The sequence below is a fragment of the Fictibacillus sp. S7 genome, from assembly GCF_004127935.1.
Lineage (GTDB): Bacteria > Bacillota > Bacilli > Bacillales > Fictibacillaceae > Fictibacillus_C > Fictibacillus_C enclensis.
The window spans coordinates 3,504,464-3,519,314 of the sequence record NZ_QJKL01000001.1 but is presented as its reverse complement, the minus strand read 5'-3'; the positions used below and the strand labels follow the sequence as shown (position 1 = coordinate 3,519,314).

Here is a 14,851-nt window from a genome sequence, read left to right as displayed (position 1 = left end):
CCAGGCACCTCCATTACACACTTGTGTAATTGGAGTGCCTGGCACCGTTTTTTGTTATTTCGTAATCAAGTCCAGATCAACCGGAATAAACTTGTCTACTTTTTCTTTCTTGCTTACTTTTACCGCTGTTTGTACGGCTTCTGAACCGATCATGTCCGGCTTTTGGGCAACGGTTGCAGCCATTTTTCCTTCTTTGATCGCTTTTTGTGCGTCATCGGTGGCGTCAAAGCCGACGACAATTACATCTTTCAAGCCTGCTGCTTCCAACGCTTGTAGGGCGCCAAGCGCCATTTCATCGTTGTGCGCGAATACTCCATCGACGTTTTTGTTGCCTTGAAGGATGTTTTCCATAACATTTAAGCCTTTGGCACGGTCAAAGCTTGCGGTTTGCTTCGCTACAACTTTTATTCCTTTTTCATTATCAACGGCTTTATGGAATCCTTCTCCACGCTCACGGGCGGCTGAAGATCCGGAAATCCCCTCAAGCTCGACGACATTTCCTTTGCCTTTCAGTTGCTTGGCAATGTATTCGCCTGCCATTTTACCGCCTTTCACGTTATCGGAAGCGATATGGGAGACTACTTTTCCGCCTTCTGCACTACGGTCGACGGTGATGACCGGAATGCCGGCGCTGTTGGCTGATTCAATCGCTGAGGAAATGGCAGCGGAATCTGTTGGGTTCACAAGAAGTACGTCCACACCTTGCTGGATTAAGTCCTCGATGTCATTGGCCTGTTTTGCAGAATCGTCCTGTGCATCCACTGACTTAAGCTGCACGCCTGCTTTTTTCGCTTCTTTTTGAGCACCTTCTTTTAGCGTAACAAAGAACGGGTTGTTGAGTGTGGAAATGGAAAGACCGATTTTCAGATCCCCTTTGCCTTTTTTCTTGCTGTCGCTCTCTGTTCCTGGCGCTTTTGTGGAGCAAGCGGTCAAGAGCAGCGCTCCAACCAGCAATAGAACAAAACTTTTAACCATGGTTTTCATCATGTATTCCTCCCTATATTTTGACTAAAATTAAGCGGCCTTCTTGCGGTCTAGCAATACGGCGAGAAGGATGACCCCGCCCTTTACGACCTGCTGATAGAAGGATGAAACGTTTAATAGATTCAGTCCGTTGTTCAGTACACCGATGATAAGAGCACCGATCAGCGTTCCGAAAATCCATCCTCTGCCTCCTGACAAGCTTGTTCCGCCAAGTACAACTGCTGCGATCGCATCGAGTTCGTACGCAGTACCCGCTGTTGGCTGTGCGGAATTCAATCGGGATGTAAGGATGATTCCTGCAAAGGCAGAAAGCAAACCCGTCAGCGAGTAGATCATCACTTTGATGCGGTCGACTTTTATCCCGGAGAGCAGTGAAGCCTCCTCGTTGCCTCCGATGGCGTATGTTCTTCGTCCAAAGGTAGTCTTTTTCAAAAGGAACCAAAGAACAGCGAAGGATACGAGCATCCAGATGACCGGAATCGGGATACCGGCGAAATAGCCCCGGCCCATCAACACAAAGCTCATATCATCGGACAAGCCTGTGATCGGTTTTCCATCGGTGTATACGAGGGTCAACCCGCGGAATACGGTCATGGTAGCAAGGGTTGCGATGAACGGTGCGACCTTCCCTTTCGTGATGATCAAACCATTGATAGCACCCATGACGGCGCCCGCTGCCAATCCGACAAGCATGGCGAGTATCGGATCGGTGCCGCCGGCCATCAATCCTGCCGTTATGGCTCCGGACAGTGCGAGCATCGAGCCGACGGACAGGTCAATGCCTCCCGTCAGGATGACAAAGGTGAGTCCAAATGCGATCAATGCATTAATGGACACCTGCCGCAGCACATTTAAAATATTGGCCAATGTGAAAAACTGCGGACTTAATATGGATAGAACAATTAAGATAATAGCCAGTCCGATAAGCGGACCCAGTTTCTGAAAAATGCTGATCTTTCTTGTTGATGCAGACATTCTTACATCCCTCCTGTAGCAGCGTGCATGATTTTCTCCTGATCGGCTTCCTCACGGTGCAAGATTTTGGCGATCTTCCCTTCATGAATGACGAGAATCCGGTCACTCATGCCAAGGATTTCGGGTAGCTCGGAAGATACCATAATGATCGACACCCCCTGCTCGGTCAGTTCATTCATGATCTGGTAGATTTCTTTCTTGGCGCCAACATCGACCCCGCGCGTCGGCTCATCAAGGATCAATACCTTCGGCTGATTGTTCACCCATTTACCGATGACAATCTTTTGCTGATTTCCTCCGCTCAACGACTTGACGGTTTGTTCCCGCCCTGACGTTTTCACGTGGAGTTTCTTAATCAGCTGGTCGGTTTCTTCCTGTTCCGAGCGCGCAGAAAGAATTCCGTTTTTTGAGACCGCTTTCAAATTGGTGAGAGTAAAGTTTTCTCGGACAGTCATCCCGATCACCAGTCCTTTGTCTTTGCGGTCCTCTGTGACAAAAGCCAATCCTGCGGCAATCGCATCCGCGGGTTTTGAGATGTTCAAGCGCTGACCGTCCAGATAAACGGTGCCGCTGTCCTTTTTCTTGTATCCGAAAATGGCTTCCATGATCTCGGTACGGCCAGCACCCATCAATCCGGCGACTCCAAGGACTTCTCCCTGCTTTACATCAAAATGAATGTCCTCGAAGTATTCATTCCGCGACAGGTTTTCCACTCTGAGCCGTTCCGGTCCAATCTTGACCTGTCGTTCCGGGAACCGGTCACCGAGCTCGCGGCCGACCATCATGGAGACAATTTCGTCGAAGTCCGTTTCACTGACCGTTTTTGTACCGATAAAATTTCCATCCCGCAGTACAGAGATTCGGTCACAAATACGAAAGATTTCCTCCATCCGGTGGGAAATATACACAATGCCTACGCCCTGGTTTCTCAGTTTTTCAATGACTTCAAAAAGGGCTTCGATTTCACGATCGGTCAGTGCGGCGGTCGGCTCGTCCATGATGATGCAGTCCAAGTTCGTTTCAAGCACTTTCGCAATTTCGATCATCTGCTGCTGCCCGACAGACAGCTCGCCGGCGACCGCATCGGGATCGATCTTAACTCCTAATGCCTCCAATGCTTTCCTTGCTTGTTTTCGCATGGCACCTGTCCTTAAAATTCCGCTTTTACCGTAGGTTAGTTCTTTTCCAAGAAACAGATTTTCGGTGACGGTCAGATAAGGAATAATGTTCAGCTCCTGATGGACAACGCCGATTCCCATTTCTTCCGCTTCCTTAGGCGAGGAAAAATGAACCTCTTTTCCTTTCATCATGGCTGTTCCCTTGTCCCGCTGGTAGATGCCGGCCATAATTTTCATTAATGTTGATTTGCCGGCGCCGTTTTCTCCCATTAGGGCGTGAACCTCTCCGGGCCTCACTTCAAAATTCACATCTTTTAACACGTGTACATCAGAAAAAGATTTATAGATTCCGCTTAACTGAACAAGTGGTGTTTCATTCATCAGAAAATCACCCCCGCATGTAAAATAATGTTGGCGTAAGGTGTGGTTTCACCTGTACGGATGACGGCTTTCGCGTTTTTCGTTAACCTTTTGAACGTTTCGTGCGGCACCATCTGCTGTTTTGCCTCAGGCACTGTGCCCAGGACTTGCTGGAGGTAGGCGCTGTTTTCCTGCAGCTCCTCAGCAAACGTGATTTCTTCTGTCTCCATGTCCTCCACGACAGCCCTCAAGGTTTCCAGAAAGCCTGGTGTGCCCATGGTCAGGGAGATGTCGATCCGTTTTACGCCGTCAGGGATCGGCAGTCCGCAGTCTGCGATCACGATGGTATCTGTATGCCCGAGCCGTGCCAGCACAGCTGCTATCTCACTGTTCAGCATCCCGTGTTTTTTCAATTGCCTCACCTCTTTTTCGTGCTGTAATTTCTATAAAAATTTATCCGTTAACAGCGATAAACTGCTCGACTTCTTCCTTAGTTGGCATGCCGGTCTGGGCACCGAGCTTGGTGGTCGAGAGGGCCGCGACCGCATTTCCATATCTGCAGGCTTCTTGCAGCGACAGGCCCTGGCTCAATCCAACAGCCAGTCCGCCGTTAAATGAATCACCAGCTCCAGTCGTGTCCTTTACCTCAACAGAGTAGGAAGGAATGTTGACTTCCTCATTGTTTTGATAAAACGTAAGGCCTTCCGATCCCTTGGTGACAATGATTTTGTCCTGAATGGAGGCTTGGTCACGATCTTGAAGCAGCCGTTCCAGCTCATGTTCATTAGGGGTGATATAGTCCGTTTGCTGTAGGAGTTCTTCAGACAACTCCTGTATAGGGGCGGGATTCAGGATGACCTTTACTCCGTTTTCCTTTGCGATGCTCACCGCCTTTTGGACACTTTCCAGCGGAATTTCAAGCTGTACCAACAGAAAATCACTGCCGGCGATGGCATCCCGCTTCTTTTCCACCAACAGAGGAGTCACACTATGGTTGGCTGCAGGAACCACAATGATGCTGTTATCACCTTCTGAAACAAGGATGGTAGCCGTTCCTGTTGATCCGGAAACCTTATCTACATGGCTGACATCGACGCCCTGTTTTTTCAGATGCTCCAGCAGCTCTGTGCCAAATACATCATCACCGACACAACCTACCATCCGGACATCAGCTCCGAGTTTTGCCGCTGCCACTGCTTGGTTGGCTCCCTTTCCTCCAGGTATCGTCCTGAATTCCTGTCCAAGGAGGGTTTCTCCCATCTTGGGCACTTTTTCCGAAAGGGTCACCAGGTCCATGTTAATACTGCCTACTACTGTGATCTTTGGCGCCATGTTATCGTCCTCCTTTGTTGTTGTTCTGTTTTCTGGTGGATTCCCGCTCGATTAGCTCAACCTCCAATTCGAGGAACGTGCGCTCGACAGGCTTCTTTTCAATGAGCTTTACGAGCAGATCGGTAACCGCTGTCCCCATATCGTAGATCGGCTGCGCAATGGTGGTAAGCTCTGGTGTCGTCGCCTCGGCCATGGAAATTCCGTCAAACCCGATGATGGCCAGCTCCTCAGGCACCTTTTTTCCAATCCGATGAGCTGCCTTTATTGCTCCTATCGCCATCACATCGTTTGCCGCAAAAATTCCATCAATCTCTGGATGACGCTCCAAAAGCTCCAGCGTAGACTGAATCGCGGTCTTCATCACATAGTTTCCGTCCGCTATATAGCTGGATTGGAACCAGGGCGCGCTTCCCACTCCTTCAAGGTAGCCGTCCACCCGCTCGTTCGCGTTGTCAATATGGTGGGGGCCCCTGAGATGGGCAATGCGCTCGCAGCCAATTTCTTTTAGATAACTTGTTGCCTTTTGCGCACCTTCCTTATTTTTTACGACCACTGTTGGAATTTCCGCGGTAATCTTACGGTCAATACTTACGACAGGTATGTTCAGCTCTTTCACTTTTTCAGCTGTGAGCGTATTGGAGGCAACAATCACGCCATCCACATACTTTTGGAGAAGAATCTCCAGATAATGCTCTTCCTTCTCCACATTCTCATCAGTGTTGCAAAAGAACACATTATAGCCCTTCTTGTGAGCCGTATCCTCCACCGCTCTTGCCAGTTCGGGGAAAAACGGGTTCACAATGTCCGGTACGATCAATCCGATTGTTTTTGATGTTTTTTTATAAAGGCTTCGGGCAACCGCATTTGGCTTGTAATTCAATTGCCTGATCGCTTCGTCTACCTTTTTCTTTGTTTCATTATTTACGTATCCATTGCTGTTGAGCACCCTGGATACCGTCGCCACGGAAACCCCCGCTTGTTTGGCGACATCTCTGATGGTTGCCATACTGAACACCCCATAAAATCCAAATCGCTATGTGTAACCGGTTACATGTTGTTGAAATAAATAAGCGGTTCTGATGTGTAACCGGTTACACACAGTATAATTTCTCTTTTTATAAATGTCAAAGAGAAATTTTTGGCAGTCCAGGCTAGTGGATGTACATTACTTGCGCTAAAGACCCGAATACTTGTGAGAAGGTAAATATTACTTGCGGTTCGACAAAGAATAGTTGCATATGACGTCATTTTCATAAAAAATAATCCCTTATTGAGTGAACAGTTTCTATCTCGTAAAATTAATTAAATAGGGGGTGATGACAGTGAAAATACAAATCATCGGTGGGTCTGGAGCCGGAAAAAGCACGTTGGCCCAATACATTAGTGAAAAAGAAAAGATTAAATGGATCGATACCGATCAATATTTGTGGAAAGATGATACTTTTACTGAAAATCATCCGATTGAAAAGCGGTTGGACATGTATCAAAAAGACATGGAGTCTTTCAGCAGTTATGCGGTCTCCGGTTCTATCGATTCATGGTATCCCCAGGGCTTTTGCAGCCGGGAGCTCCTGGTTTTTCTTTCACTTGATGAAACCATCCGATTAACACGGTTAAGAGATAGAGAACGCCAACGGGAAAATCGAAATAAATCTTGGTGGTTTGATGAAAACAGAGAGTACACAAACGACTTTTTAGAGTGGTGCAAAACCTATTACACGGCAAAAAGTAAGAGCAGTGCAGGCACATTTGCTCAGCATACGTATCTCATGAGAATATCAAAAAGCCCCGTTCTTAAGCTTGATAGTTCACAGCCTGTTGAAGAACTGTACGAAGAAATCAGAAAGGAATATAAAAGACTCTATCCATAATCTCTTCTCCCCAGGACTTTATACCCATTATTTCCAGAACGATTGACAAACTTTTATGACCATAATAAAATTATCGACAGAATTATCTGTTTATTTTTTTGTTATATTATCAAAACTTAGTTTTATAATATAAAACTAATGAAGATTTTGCCTCCCTGTCCAAACAGAAGATTGTCTCATTTTTATCATTTTGAAAGCGCTGCCAATTAAGGCGTTTTAATAAATTTAGGAGGGATAGGTATGGCTATGGAAGCAAATCTGCAAACCAAGCAGGTAAAAACGGCCAATTTGGCAAAGAAGTTTCGGTGGACGGTCGTTATCTGGCTGTTGATCGGGGGTATTATCAATTATCTTGACCGTGCGAACCTTTCGATCGCTGCCCCGCAAATGATGAAGGATCTGGGGCTGACTGCCACGGATATCGGTTTATTAGGCACTGTTTTTTCATGGAGCTATGCCCTCATGCAGCTTCCGGCGGGCTGGCTGATCGACCGGTTTGGCACGAAAAAAGTGTATACCCTGGCCTTGATTTGGTGGAGCGGAGCGACCATGCTGACAGGCGCAGTATCCAAGATGGGCACGTTCATTTTCGCCCGCGTGCTGCTCGGTGTCGGTGAAGCACCGTGCTTTCCGACGATGGCAAAGATCACGTCTTATTGGTTTCCGAAAAAGGAACGCGGGCTGGCAACAGGCATATGGGACTCCTCCTCCAAGTGGGGCCCTGCTATTGCACCGCCTTTGCTCGTATTTATCATGGTTACGTTTGGCTGGAGAGCCCTTTTTTACATCACTGGCGTTCTTGGCATCATATTCGCCATCGGATTCTACGTCTTTTACAAAAATCCGGACCAAAGCCGCAAGCTGACCAAACAGGAATTGGACTATATCCAGTCGGATGGGGCAGGTTCTGAGCAAAGCATCCAAACCTCCAAAATTAAATGGAGAGAGCTGTTCAAATACCGGAGTGTATGGGGGATGATTCTCGGCTTTTTCTGCACCATCTGGATCTGGAACATCTTCCTTGTCTTCCTTCCCCTGTTCCTGACGAACGTTCATGGTGTTACACTTAAAGAATTGGGAATTTATGCAGGGATTCCTTGGGTAGGTGGAATCTTCGGCAACATTTTCGGAGGCTACCTGACCAAAAAGATGGTGGACAAAGAAATGGCGACACCGATCAAGGCAAAACGCATTGCGATTAGTGTAAGTGCCATTTGTGCTGCTATCGTCGTATGCGCTGTTCCGTTTGTCGAGAGCCTTGCCATGACGATTGCTCTGCTTACCCTTGCTCTTTGCTTTATTTCAGCGATGACTGGAAGTGCATGGGCGCTGGCCGGGGACATTGCCCCGCCGTCTATGGTCGCATCTGTCGGGTCCATTCAAAACTTTGGCGGGTATTTTGGCGGCGCATTTTCTCCTGTCATCGCCGGCCTGATCGTCGACTCTACCGGCTCCTACTCTCTGGCTTTTATTTCCGGAGGCGTTATTGCTGGCTGTGCGGCCTTGTGCTACTGGTTCATCGTGAACAAACCGATTGAAAACTAAAAAGGAGGAACATCCTTGAAACCTTATGTTTACCTGGCAAAACCTGTACCAGAAGAAGTCGAAAACTATATTGCTCAACACTGCTCCTACGATAAATGGGAAGGCTCGGAGCCGATTCCCCGCAGCGAGCTGCTGCAGAAGCTGGGACAAGCAGAAGGTCTTTTGATTACCGGGGAAAAGATCGATGATGAACTGCTTGATCATGCGCCCAACTTAAAAGTCGTGAGCAACATCTCGGTCGGCTACAACAATTTTGATACGGATGCCATGAAACGAAGGAACATCATCGGGACCAACACACCGGACGTGTTGAACGAGACCGTGGCTGACCTAGCCCTCGCGCTCATGCTGTCTGCGGCCCGCCGTGTACCTGAGCTCGACAAGCTCGTGAAGGACGGAAAATGGGAAAAGAAAAGTGATGAACCGCTGTTTGGTGTGGACGTCCACGGAAAAACGCTGGGTATCATCGGCATGGGAAGGATTGGCGAGGCGATCGGCCGCCGTGCCAAATTCGGCTTCAACATGGATATTCTGTATCACAACCGCCACAGAAAGATGGAGACAGAAAAAGAACTGGATGCATCCTATGTGTCACAGGAAGAACTTTTACAGAAGTCGGACTTTGTGCTGCTGATGGTTCCGTTTACCGAAGAAACAAAGCATCTGATGGGCAGGGAGCAGTTTGCCCAAATGAAAAAGTCAGCCATTTTTATTAATACGTCCCGTGGACAAACAGTCGACGAAGGGGCACTGACAGAAGCTCTTCAAAATGGGAAAATCCTTGCTGCCGGCCTCGACGTCTTCGACCAGGAGCCAGTTTCGCCGGATAACCCGCTGCTCGAATTGCCAAATGTGGTGACCCTTCCCCATATCGGATCGGCCACCTGCCAAACGAGATTTGATATGGCCATGCTTGCCGCGGAGAATTTGGTTGCAGCCGTAACCGGCAAAGAACCGGCCTCTGTAGTAGGTGAACTAAAAGGAGTATTGAAATAAACAACAGCCAGGTCATTTTAGCGGCCTGGCTTCGTATTGCTCGGCGACCTGTATTTTTCTTCTTTTTCACCTTCAGTTCTTCGTGAAGCGTATACAGCTCCTGAAGGCTGTTCCCTGGAGGGGGTTCGGACATTACGGGAAGATCGCTTCCTCCGCCAATGATACTAAAAACAATAGGATGGACCATTTAATCGTACATGGTAAATAGTGCCCAGGTCCCTTTATCTAAGGAAAAAAAGTTACTTCTTGCTCATTCCAAAATAAACCTAAAGTTGGATTTTATAGTATAAATTTGTCTGCTACTGTAAAACGGTAGCGTAAAAAAATAGCGAGAGGTGATGTAGATTGATGAAGATTGTAAAAAGAATTGCAGTTTTAGTCGTCATGGGGTTCACACTAGTAGCCACACCAAGCTTGTCGTACGCTCAAATGCTGGGAAAAGGGAGTACCGGCCGGGAAGTCACCGCTCTGCAGCATACGATGAAAAACGCCGGCTATTTTCATGGCCCGGTGACTGGATACTTTGGTCCTCTTACCAAAAATTCTGTTGCGAACTTTCAACAGGCAGCCGGACTTGTTCCTGATGGAGTAGCGGGTCCTAAAACACTGAGAAAATTAAACGATTTGGACATTATGGCAAGGGTGGTTAACGGTGAGGCACGCGGAGAATCCTATATTGGTAAAGTCGCAGTTGCTGCCGTGATCCTGAACCGCCTGGAAGACCGCCGTTTTCCAAAGGATGCCTACCGTGTTGTCAACCAGACAAACGCGTTTACTGCCGTTCATGACGGCCAATACAATCTATCTCCCGGCCCCGATTCATATCGTGCAGTTGTTGATGCTTTAAAAGGCTGGGATCCTACATACGGTTCCGTTTTCTATTACAATCCAAACACGGCAACCAACCAGTGGATTTTCAAACGACAAAGTGTTACACGCATTGGCAATCATATTTTTGCTAAATAATTTTTTTATAAGCTAAAGCCGATTCTATTGATGAGGATTGGCTTTTTTGGCGTGCAATTAAAAATTTGCTGTAATAATCTTTCAATAATCCCTAGCAAACTTGTAATTTTCTGTTATATTATAAAAGATATTGAAATTAATCCGATATAAAACATGCTATGAATTTTAGCCGTTACTAATAAAGAAGAGGTTGATGAAATGGATAGTCGTTCAGCAAAGCGCAAGAAAAAGCGCTCTGGTTTAAAGATTGCGTTAATCGTTATAGGGGTAATCGTGCTTATTGCTGCAGGCGGAATTTACTATGTCTATGGTTCCGTTAAAAGCACAGCCAACAAAATGCATGAAGGTTCTGAATGGAATGGATCGGACAAGCGTAAAGGTGCGCTGACACCTGACAAAGGTGATCCCCTATCCATCCTGATTCTTGGGGTCGACGAGCGGCAAGGCGACCGAGGCCGTTCGGACACGTTGATCTTGGTTACCGTTAATCCAAAAACAAACAAAATGGTCATGACCAGTATCCCGCGTGATACGCGCACCGAGATTGTTGGAAAAGGCAAAGAAGACAAGATCAACCATGCATACGCGTTTGGCGGAGAAAAAATGGCCATCAAAACGGTGGAAAATTTCCTGGACGTTCCGGTTGATTATTATGTAAAAGTAAACATGGAAAGCTTCCAGGGATTGGTGGATGCGCTTGGCGGAGTAACGGTAGACAACGAACGCCTGGCGTTTAAATACGACGGTTATAACTTCCCGAAAGGCGAGTTGAAGCTGAGTGGTAAAGAAGCATTGGCTTACACCCGTATGAGAAAAGAAGATCCTCAAGGCGACTTTGGCCGTAACGCCCGCCAGCGCCAAGTGATCTCAGCGATCATTAACGAAGGAGCCCAGGTTTCTTCCGTAACAAAAATGGGGGACATTCTGGACGTGATCGGTTCCAACGTCAAAACCAACTTGACCTTTGATGAAATGAAAGACATTCAGTCCAAATACAAAGGTGCCCGCAACAACGTGGATAACGTAGAGATCAAAGGAAACAGCCAAATGATCAACGGCATCTATTATCTTATCGTACCGGATGAAGAACGCACACGCATCCAGACGATGCTGAAGGAACAATTGGAGATTTCTTAATAGAGTAGATGAAGAAGGCTGCCCTCCGGGGTGGTCTTTTTTTGGGTGCTGGCGAGGGTTTAGCGTTTACTCACCGTTTTCCTGTGTTCACTCACGGAAATGTTTTGCTTACTCACCATATTAAAGACTTTTCTCACGGAAATTCAGATTTTACTCACCGTTTTGAACCTTTACTCACCAAACACATCGTTTTCATAAAAAGATAAGAAAATCCCATGCAGCATAATAGTCTGCATGGGGTTTCATCGTCTCTCTTATTCTTCCTCTTGAAGCTCTTCCCCTTCTGCGTTCACAGGCTCTTGATAAAAATAAACGCCTCTGCCCGGGCTAGTGATCGCATCCGTTTCTTTTTTCAGCTTGTAAAGGATGGTTGTCAGGTTGGCTGGTGATAAGCCATATTGCCTGTCCAGTTCACGTCTGATTTCTGAAATGGTCAGGCTCTTGCTGCTGTCTTTCAGAACATCTCTTACGGCTTGGACGTTTGAAACCTTTGGTCTTGGAGCAGCTGCAGCAGAACTGCTGCTTGATGAGGGTAATGACTCCACCACCTCTTCTTTTCCAGGAACAGCCGTCGGTGCTTCATCCTCTAGCACTCCCGTTTCTACTGCAACAGCTGCCTCTTCCCTCACCTTCACCGGTTCTTTAAATGCAGCCAACGATGACAGGCTTGGCTGGCTGTCAATTTCCCGCAGCCGATCATATATTTCGTTTCTTTCCTTTTGAAGTTCTTTCAGGAAAAATCGTTCTTTTTCCTCCATCTGCTGCAAACGAAAAAGCAATGCTTCTTTTTCACTAGACAATGTAAAATCCCCCCATATTTCTATATGTATCTACTCATTCATTACTAGAGTATCACAAGATATTGAGATAAATAGTGGCTAATTGCAGCAATTCCAAAAGGTAATTTATCCCAAGTTTTCGACAAAATCTAATATAGAATCATGGTTTCTTTAAAATTAACGCGTCAAAAGAAGGAGATTAGTGTAAATTTATGGAACATATTCTAGGTATGGGGTACTGATTCACTGTGCCTTCATTTATCTTTTTGATCGGAGGCCTTTTCCATTTTATGTTGATAAAACACATGTTTATCACATTTGTTACATCCATCCTTGGTATCTTGCTGATGGGGGCTGTTCCGTTTGCTTTTAACGGAACATCTTTTCAATTCAGCAAGTATACGGATGGATTGAAAGAGTTGCTGAGCCAGCTGTCCCATTTGGCTGATATTACTTATCCAGCCGGGGCAGCCCAACGATCGCTTTTTCCTGATGTGTGGGAGCCTTATACCTATTCCATGACAGTGCTGTTTTCCGCGTTGTTTCTTGCTCTATTTCTAGCGATCCTGCTCAGCATTCTGATTTCCCTGCTTCCAAAACGGTTGTATCAGGGAGCCAAGTCCGTTCTGTTTGTGTTTGAGTCGTTTCCCGATATTTTGATTACGGTGCTGATTCAATTTTTAATCATCTGGATTTACAAAAAAACAAATGTGCTTCTTTTTGATGTAGTTGCCTTTGGTGATTCACAGCCATACACTCTCCCGATTCTCTGTTTAAGTGTGATGCCGATTATCCTTTCCCTGCGCATTCTGCTGTTTCATATGGAAGAGGAGTGGGAAGAACCGTACATCGAAAATGCAAAAAGTAAGGGACTTTCACGGCTCTATATTCTGATTCATCACATCATGCCAAACACCTTGATTCACTTTTTTCACCAGTCCAAAATGATTCTTTGGTTCATGCTTTCAAATTTGCTCGTCATTGAAATCCTCTTCAACATTCGCGGCATCACCAATTTTGTCTATCAGCACGGGGTTCCGGCTATTTTTACCGTTTCCTCCCTGCTTGTCTTCCTTCCGATGTATGCGTTTTTCGCCCTTGGATCGTGGTTTACCAACCGTTGGGCCATGCAAAGCGAGGCGGCAGCAACTGCCGCAGCTCAATCGAGCTTGAATTTGGAGCCGTTGTGGCGAGTGCTGAAGCGTTTGCTCGTTCGAATCGTACGCCCGCTGCAATATGTCGCTTCACAGCCTCTTTTTGTTGCTGGATTTTGCATCATCGGTTCCATCCTTGCGTTAAGCCTGATCCATAACTATGCGTTTGGCAACGAGATTCCACAAACTCAAGTCATATATGCCAAGGATGGATTCAACGCCCTTGGGCGCGCGCCATTTGAGCCTTCTTCCCGTTTCTGGTTTGGCACCGACCAGTTTGGCTTTGAACTGCTTTATAAAATCGCATCAGGTGCCAAGTATACGATCGGACTTGCTTTCTTCATCAGCCTGGCCCGGCTTCTCCTATCCTTTGCTGGCGGCTATTTGTTCTTTATCATGAATCAAAGGGTGAAAGAATGGCTCAAAGGGCTTGTCGATTCCACCCATTATATACCGGTTGCGCTGCTTTGTTATTTTATTCTGAACGCGGTCGTTCTTTCAGAAGGTCTGACGTTTTGGCAAAAAGGCACCTTTTACATTCTGATCTTGACGCTCGTTGCCGTTCCTGCGGTGTCTGTGATGATCGGTTCGGAAATGGAATTGATCAGTTACCGTGAGTTTGTCACCAGCGCGAAAGTTCTCGGAGGCAGCCGCTTTCATGTTTTTTCCAGGCATATCCTTCCGCACACGCTGCCGAAATTGTGGTTTATCTACATTCAGCAAATAATGTACGTCCTGATTTTGTTTGCCCACCTCGGGCTGCTGCAAATATTTTTTGGCGGCACCATTCTTGAAGAGTACACGGTCTTTGGCGGTGATCTTTTACCGAAGTCCATGTCGAATGAATGGTCCGGCCTGATTGGCTCCTACTACCGGCAAATGATGCTCCGGCCGTATCTTCTTATCATTCCTGTTCTGTTCTTTGCGGTGTCCATTTTCGGGGTCAACTTGATGCTTGAGGGGTTGAAAAGGACGATTGAGGATTTACAGTGGCAAAGAAAGAAGTACTTTCATCCTGCTTCCCTCGTGATCGTGGCTGTAGCCGTTGGCTTTTGTTTCTTTGCCGTTCACAAGTTTTCGGATGACTTCAGACAAAGAGCAAAAGCAGTCTCCGCACAGAAAGTTCAAGCGAAGGAAACAGAACGGAAGATTCCCATTGTGGAACTCGAACGTGACACGATCAGCCAATTTGAAGACGGAATGATCAATGGGGTCAGAGAGTACTATATTGGCGGACCAATGGAACGGTCGATCATTAACAGCGTTTATGGAAAGCCGATAAAAGTGAAAGATTATGAGAAACGAACGGACTATTATTACAAGGAAGACGGCTACCAAATCATTATTTCCTCCGGGTTGAGCCGGGTGATCAACCGCATGCAGGTTGAGTACGACAGCTCCCGCAAGGATATTAAAGAGGCGATGAAAATGAAGCCGATGAAAGAGACGAAAGATTCATTATCCTATCTCAAAGGACGATATCTTGTCCTTTTCACCGAAAAATCAAAGGGACACTGGTGGCTAAGCCTCCAGGATCAATATTATTTCAGGTAAAACGATGAAAACCGCACCGGATTTGACTTCCGGCGCGGTTTTTTTGGTTGGAGGCGACGCTATTTATGTGTCTGCACAAT

The 14,851-nt window shown here is 46.6% G+C and carries 13 protein-coding genes; 6 read left to right on the top strand and 7 right to left on the bottom strand.

Features of this window, described 5'->3' with window-relative positions:
• Positions 1 to 54: 54 nt before the first annotated feature.
• From rbsB to DMO16_RS18120, 6 genes are read right to left on the bottom strand one after another with little or no spacing between them, the layout of a single operon-like run.
• On the bottom strand, positions 55 to 984 hold the full coding sequence (gene rbsB, locus DMO16_RS18145; RefSeq protein ID WP_277873766.1) for a ribose ABC transporter substrate-binding protein RbsB: 930 nt from the start codon (positions 982 to 984) through the stop codon (positions 55 to 57).
• A 30-nt stretch (positions 985 to 1,014) separates the two neighbouring features.
• Entirely contained in the window at positions 1,015 to 1,959 is a 945-nt protein-coding gene (gene rbsC / locus DMO16_RS18140; RefSeq protein ID WP_129479099.1) for a ribose ABC transporter permease, read from the bottom strand.
• Between the two features lie 2 nt (positions 1,960 to 1,961).
• Positions 1,962 to 3,458: a sugar ABC transporter ATP-binding protein gene (locus DMO16_RS18135; RefSeq protein WP_129479097.1), complete on the bottom strand. Its 1,497-nt coding sequence runs from the start codon at positions 3,456 to 3,458 to the stop codon at positions 1,962 to 1,964.
• Complete coding sequence (gene rbsD, locus DMO16_RS18130) at positions 3,458 to 3,850, bottom strand: D-ribose pyranase (protein ID WP_129479095.1); 393 nt, start codon at positions 3,848 to 3,850, stop codon at positions 3,458 to 3,460. The genes DMO16_RS18135 and rbsD overlap by 1 nt, the downstream gene beginning before the upstream one ends.
• 40 nt (positions 3,851 to 3,890) lie before the next feature.
• Positions 3,891 to 4,769 carry a ribokinase gene (rbsK, locus tag DMO16_RS18125; protein WP_129479093.1) on the bottom strand — a complete coding sequence of 293 codons (879 nt, stop codon included), beginning with the start codon at positions 4,767 to 4,769 and terminating at the stop codon, positions 3,891 to 3,893.
• 1 nt (position 4,770) lies between these two features.
• Positions 4,771 to 5,775, bottom strand: coding sequence for a LacI family DNA-binding transcriptional regulator (locus DMO16_RS18120; protein ID WP_129479091.1), 1,005 nt, complete (start codon positions 5,773 to 5,775; stop codon positions 4,771 to 4,773).
• Positions 5,776 to 6,091: 316 nt separating this feature from the next.
• Between DMO16_RS18120 and DMO16_RS18115 the strand changes: the two genes are divergently transcribed.
• From DMO16_RS18115 to DMO16_RS18095, 5 genes are all read left to right on the top strand, one after another.
• The gene (locus tag DMO16_RS18115) at positions 6,092 to 6,640 is read left to right on the top strand and encodes an AAA family ATPase (protein ID WP_129479089.1); all 549 of its coding nucleotides are present in this window, start codon (positions 6,092 to 6,094) and stop codon (positions 6,638 to 6,640) included.
• A 240-nt stretch (positions 6,641 to 6,880) separates the two neighbouring features.
• Positions 6,881 to 8,185, top strand: a complete 1,305-nt coding sequence (locus tag DMO16_RS18110; RefSeq protein WP_241840595.1) for an MFS transporter — start codon at positions 6,881 to 6,883, stop codon at positions 8,183 to 8,185.
• A gap of 15 nt (positions 8,186 to 8,200) precedes the next feature.
• Positions 8,201 to 9,181 (top strand): 2-hydroxyacid dehydrogenase, encoded by a 981-nt coding sequence (locus DMO16_RS18105; RefSeq protein ID WP_129479086.1) that lies wholly within the window; start codon positions 8,201 to 8,203, stop codon positions 9,179 to 9,181.
• A gap of 348 nt (positions 9,182 to 9,529) precedes the next feature.
• Positions 9,530 to 10,147, top strand: coding sequence for a cell wall hydrolase (locus DMO16_RS18100; RefSeq protein WP_129479084.1), 618 nt, complete (start codon positions 9,530 to 9,532; stop codon positions 10,145 to 10,147).
• 198 nt (positions 10,148 to 10,345) lie between these two features.
• Entirely contained in the window at positions 10,346 to 11,284 is a 939-nt protein-coding gene (locus tag DMO16_RS18095) for a LytR family transcriptional regulator (RefSeq protein ID WP_129479081.1), read from the top strand.
• Positions 11,285 to 11,538: 254 nt separating this feature from the next.
• Here DMO16_RS18095 and DMO16_RS18090 read toward each other — a convergent pair whose 3' ends face one another.
• Entirely contained in the window at positions 11,539 to 12,084 is a 546-nt protein-coding gene (locus DMO16_RS18090) for a hypothetical protein (protein ID WP_129479079.1), read from the bottom strand.
• A gap of 284 nt (positions 12,085 to 12,368) precedes the next feature.
• Between DMO16_RS18090 and DMO16_RS18085 the strand changes: the two genes are divergently transcribed.
• Complete coding sequence (locus DMO16_RS18085) at positions 12,369 to 14,771, top strand: ABC transporter permease subunit (protein WP_206738123.1); 2,403 nt, start codon at positions 12,369 to 12,371, stop codon at positions 14,769 to 14,771.
• Positions 14,772 to 14,851 lie beyond the last annotated feature (80 nt).

Coding starts and splice junctions, on each gene's coding strand:
- rbsB (WP_277873766.1), bottom strand. CDS start 984: ATGAAAACCATGGTTAAAAGTTTTGTTCTATTGCTGGTTGGAGCGCTG.
- rbsC (WP_129479099.1), bottom strand. CDS start 1,959: ATGTCTGCATCAACAAGAAAGATCAGCATTTTTCAGAAACTGGGTCCG.
- DMO16_RS18135 (WP_129479097.1), bottom strand. CDS start 3,458: ATGAATGAAACACCACTTGTTCAGTTAAGCGGAATCTATAAATCTTTT.
- rbsK (WP_129479093.1), bottom strand. CDS start 4,769: ATGGCGCCAAAGATCACAGTAGTAGGCAGTATTAACATGGACCTGGTG.
- DMO16_RS18120 (WP_129479091.1), bottom strand. CDS start 5,775: ATGGCAACCATCAGAGATGTCGCCAAACAAGCGGGGGTTTCCGTGGCG.
- DMO16_RS18110 (WP_241840595.1), top strand. CDS start 6,881: ATGGCTATGGAAGCAAATCTGCAAACCAAGCAGGTAAAAACGGCCAAT.
- DMO16_RS18100 (WP_129479084.1), top strand. CDS start 9,530: ATGAAGATTGTAAAAAGAATTGCAGTTTTAGTCGTCATGGGGTTCACA.
- DMO16_RS18095 (WP_129479081.1), top strand. CDS start 10,346: ATGGATAGTCGTTCAGCAAAGCGCAAGAAAAAGCGCTCTGGTTTAAAG.
- DMO16_RS18085 (WP_206738123.1), top strand. CDS start 12,369: ATGTTTATCACATTTGTTACATCCATCCTTGGTATCTTGCTGATGGGG.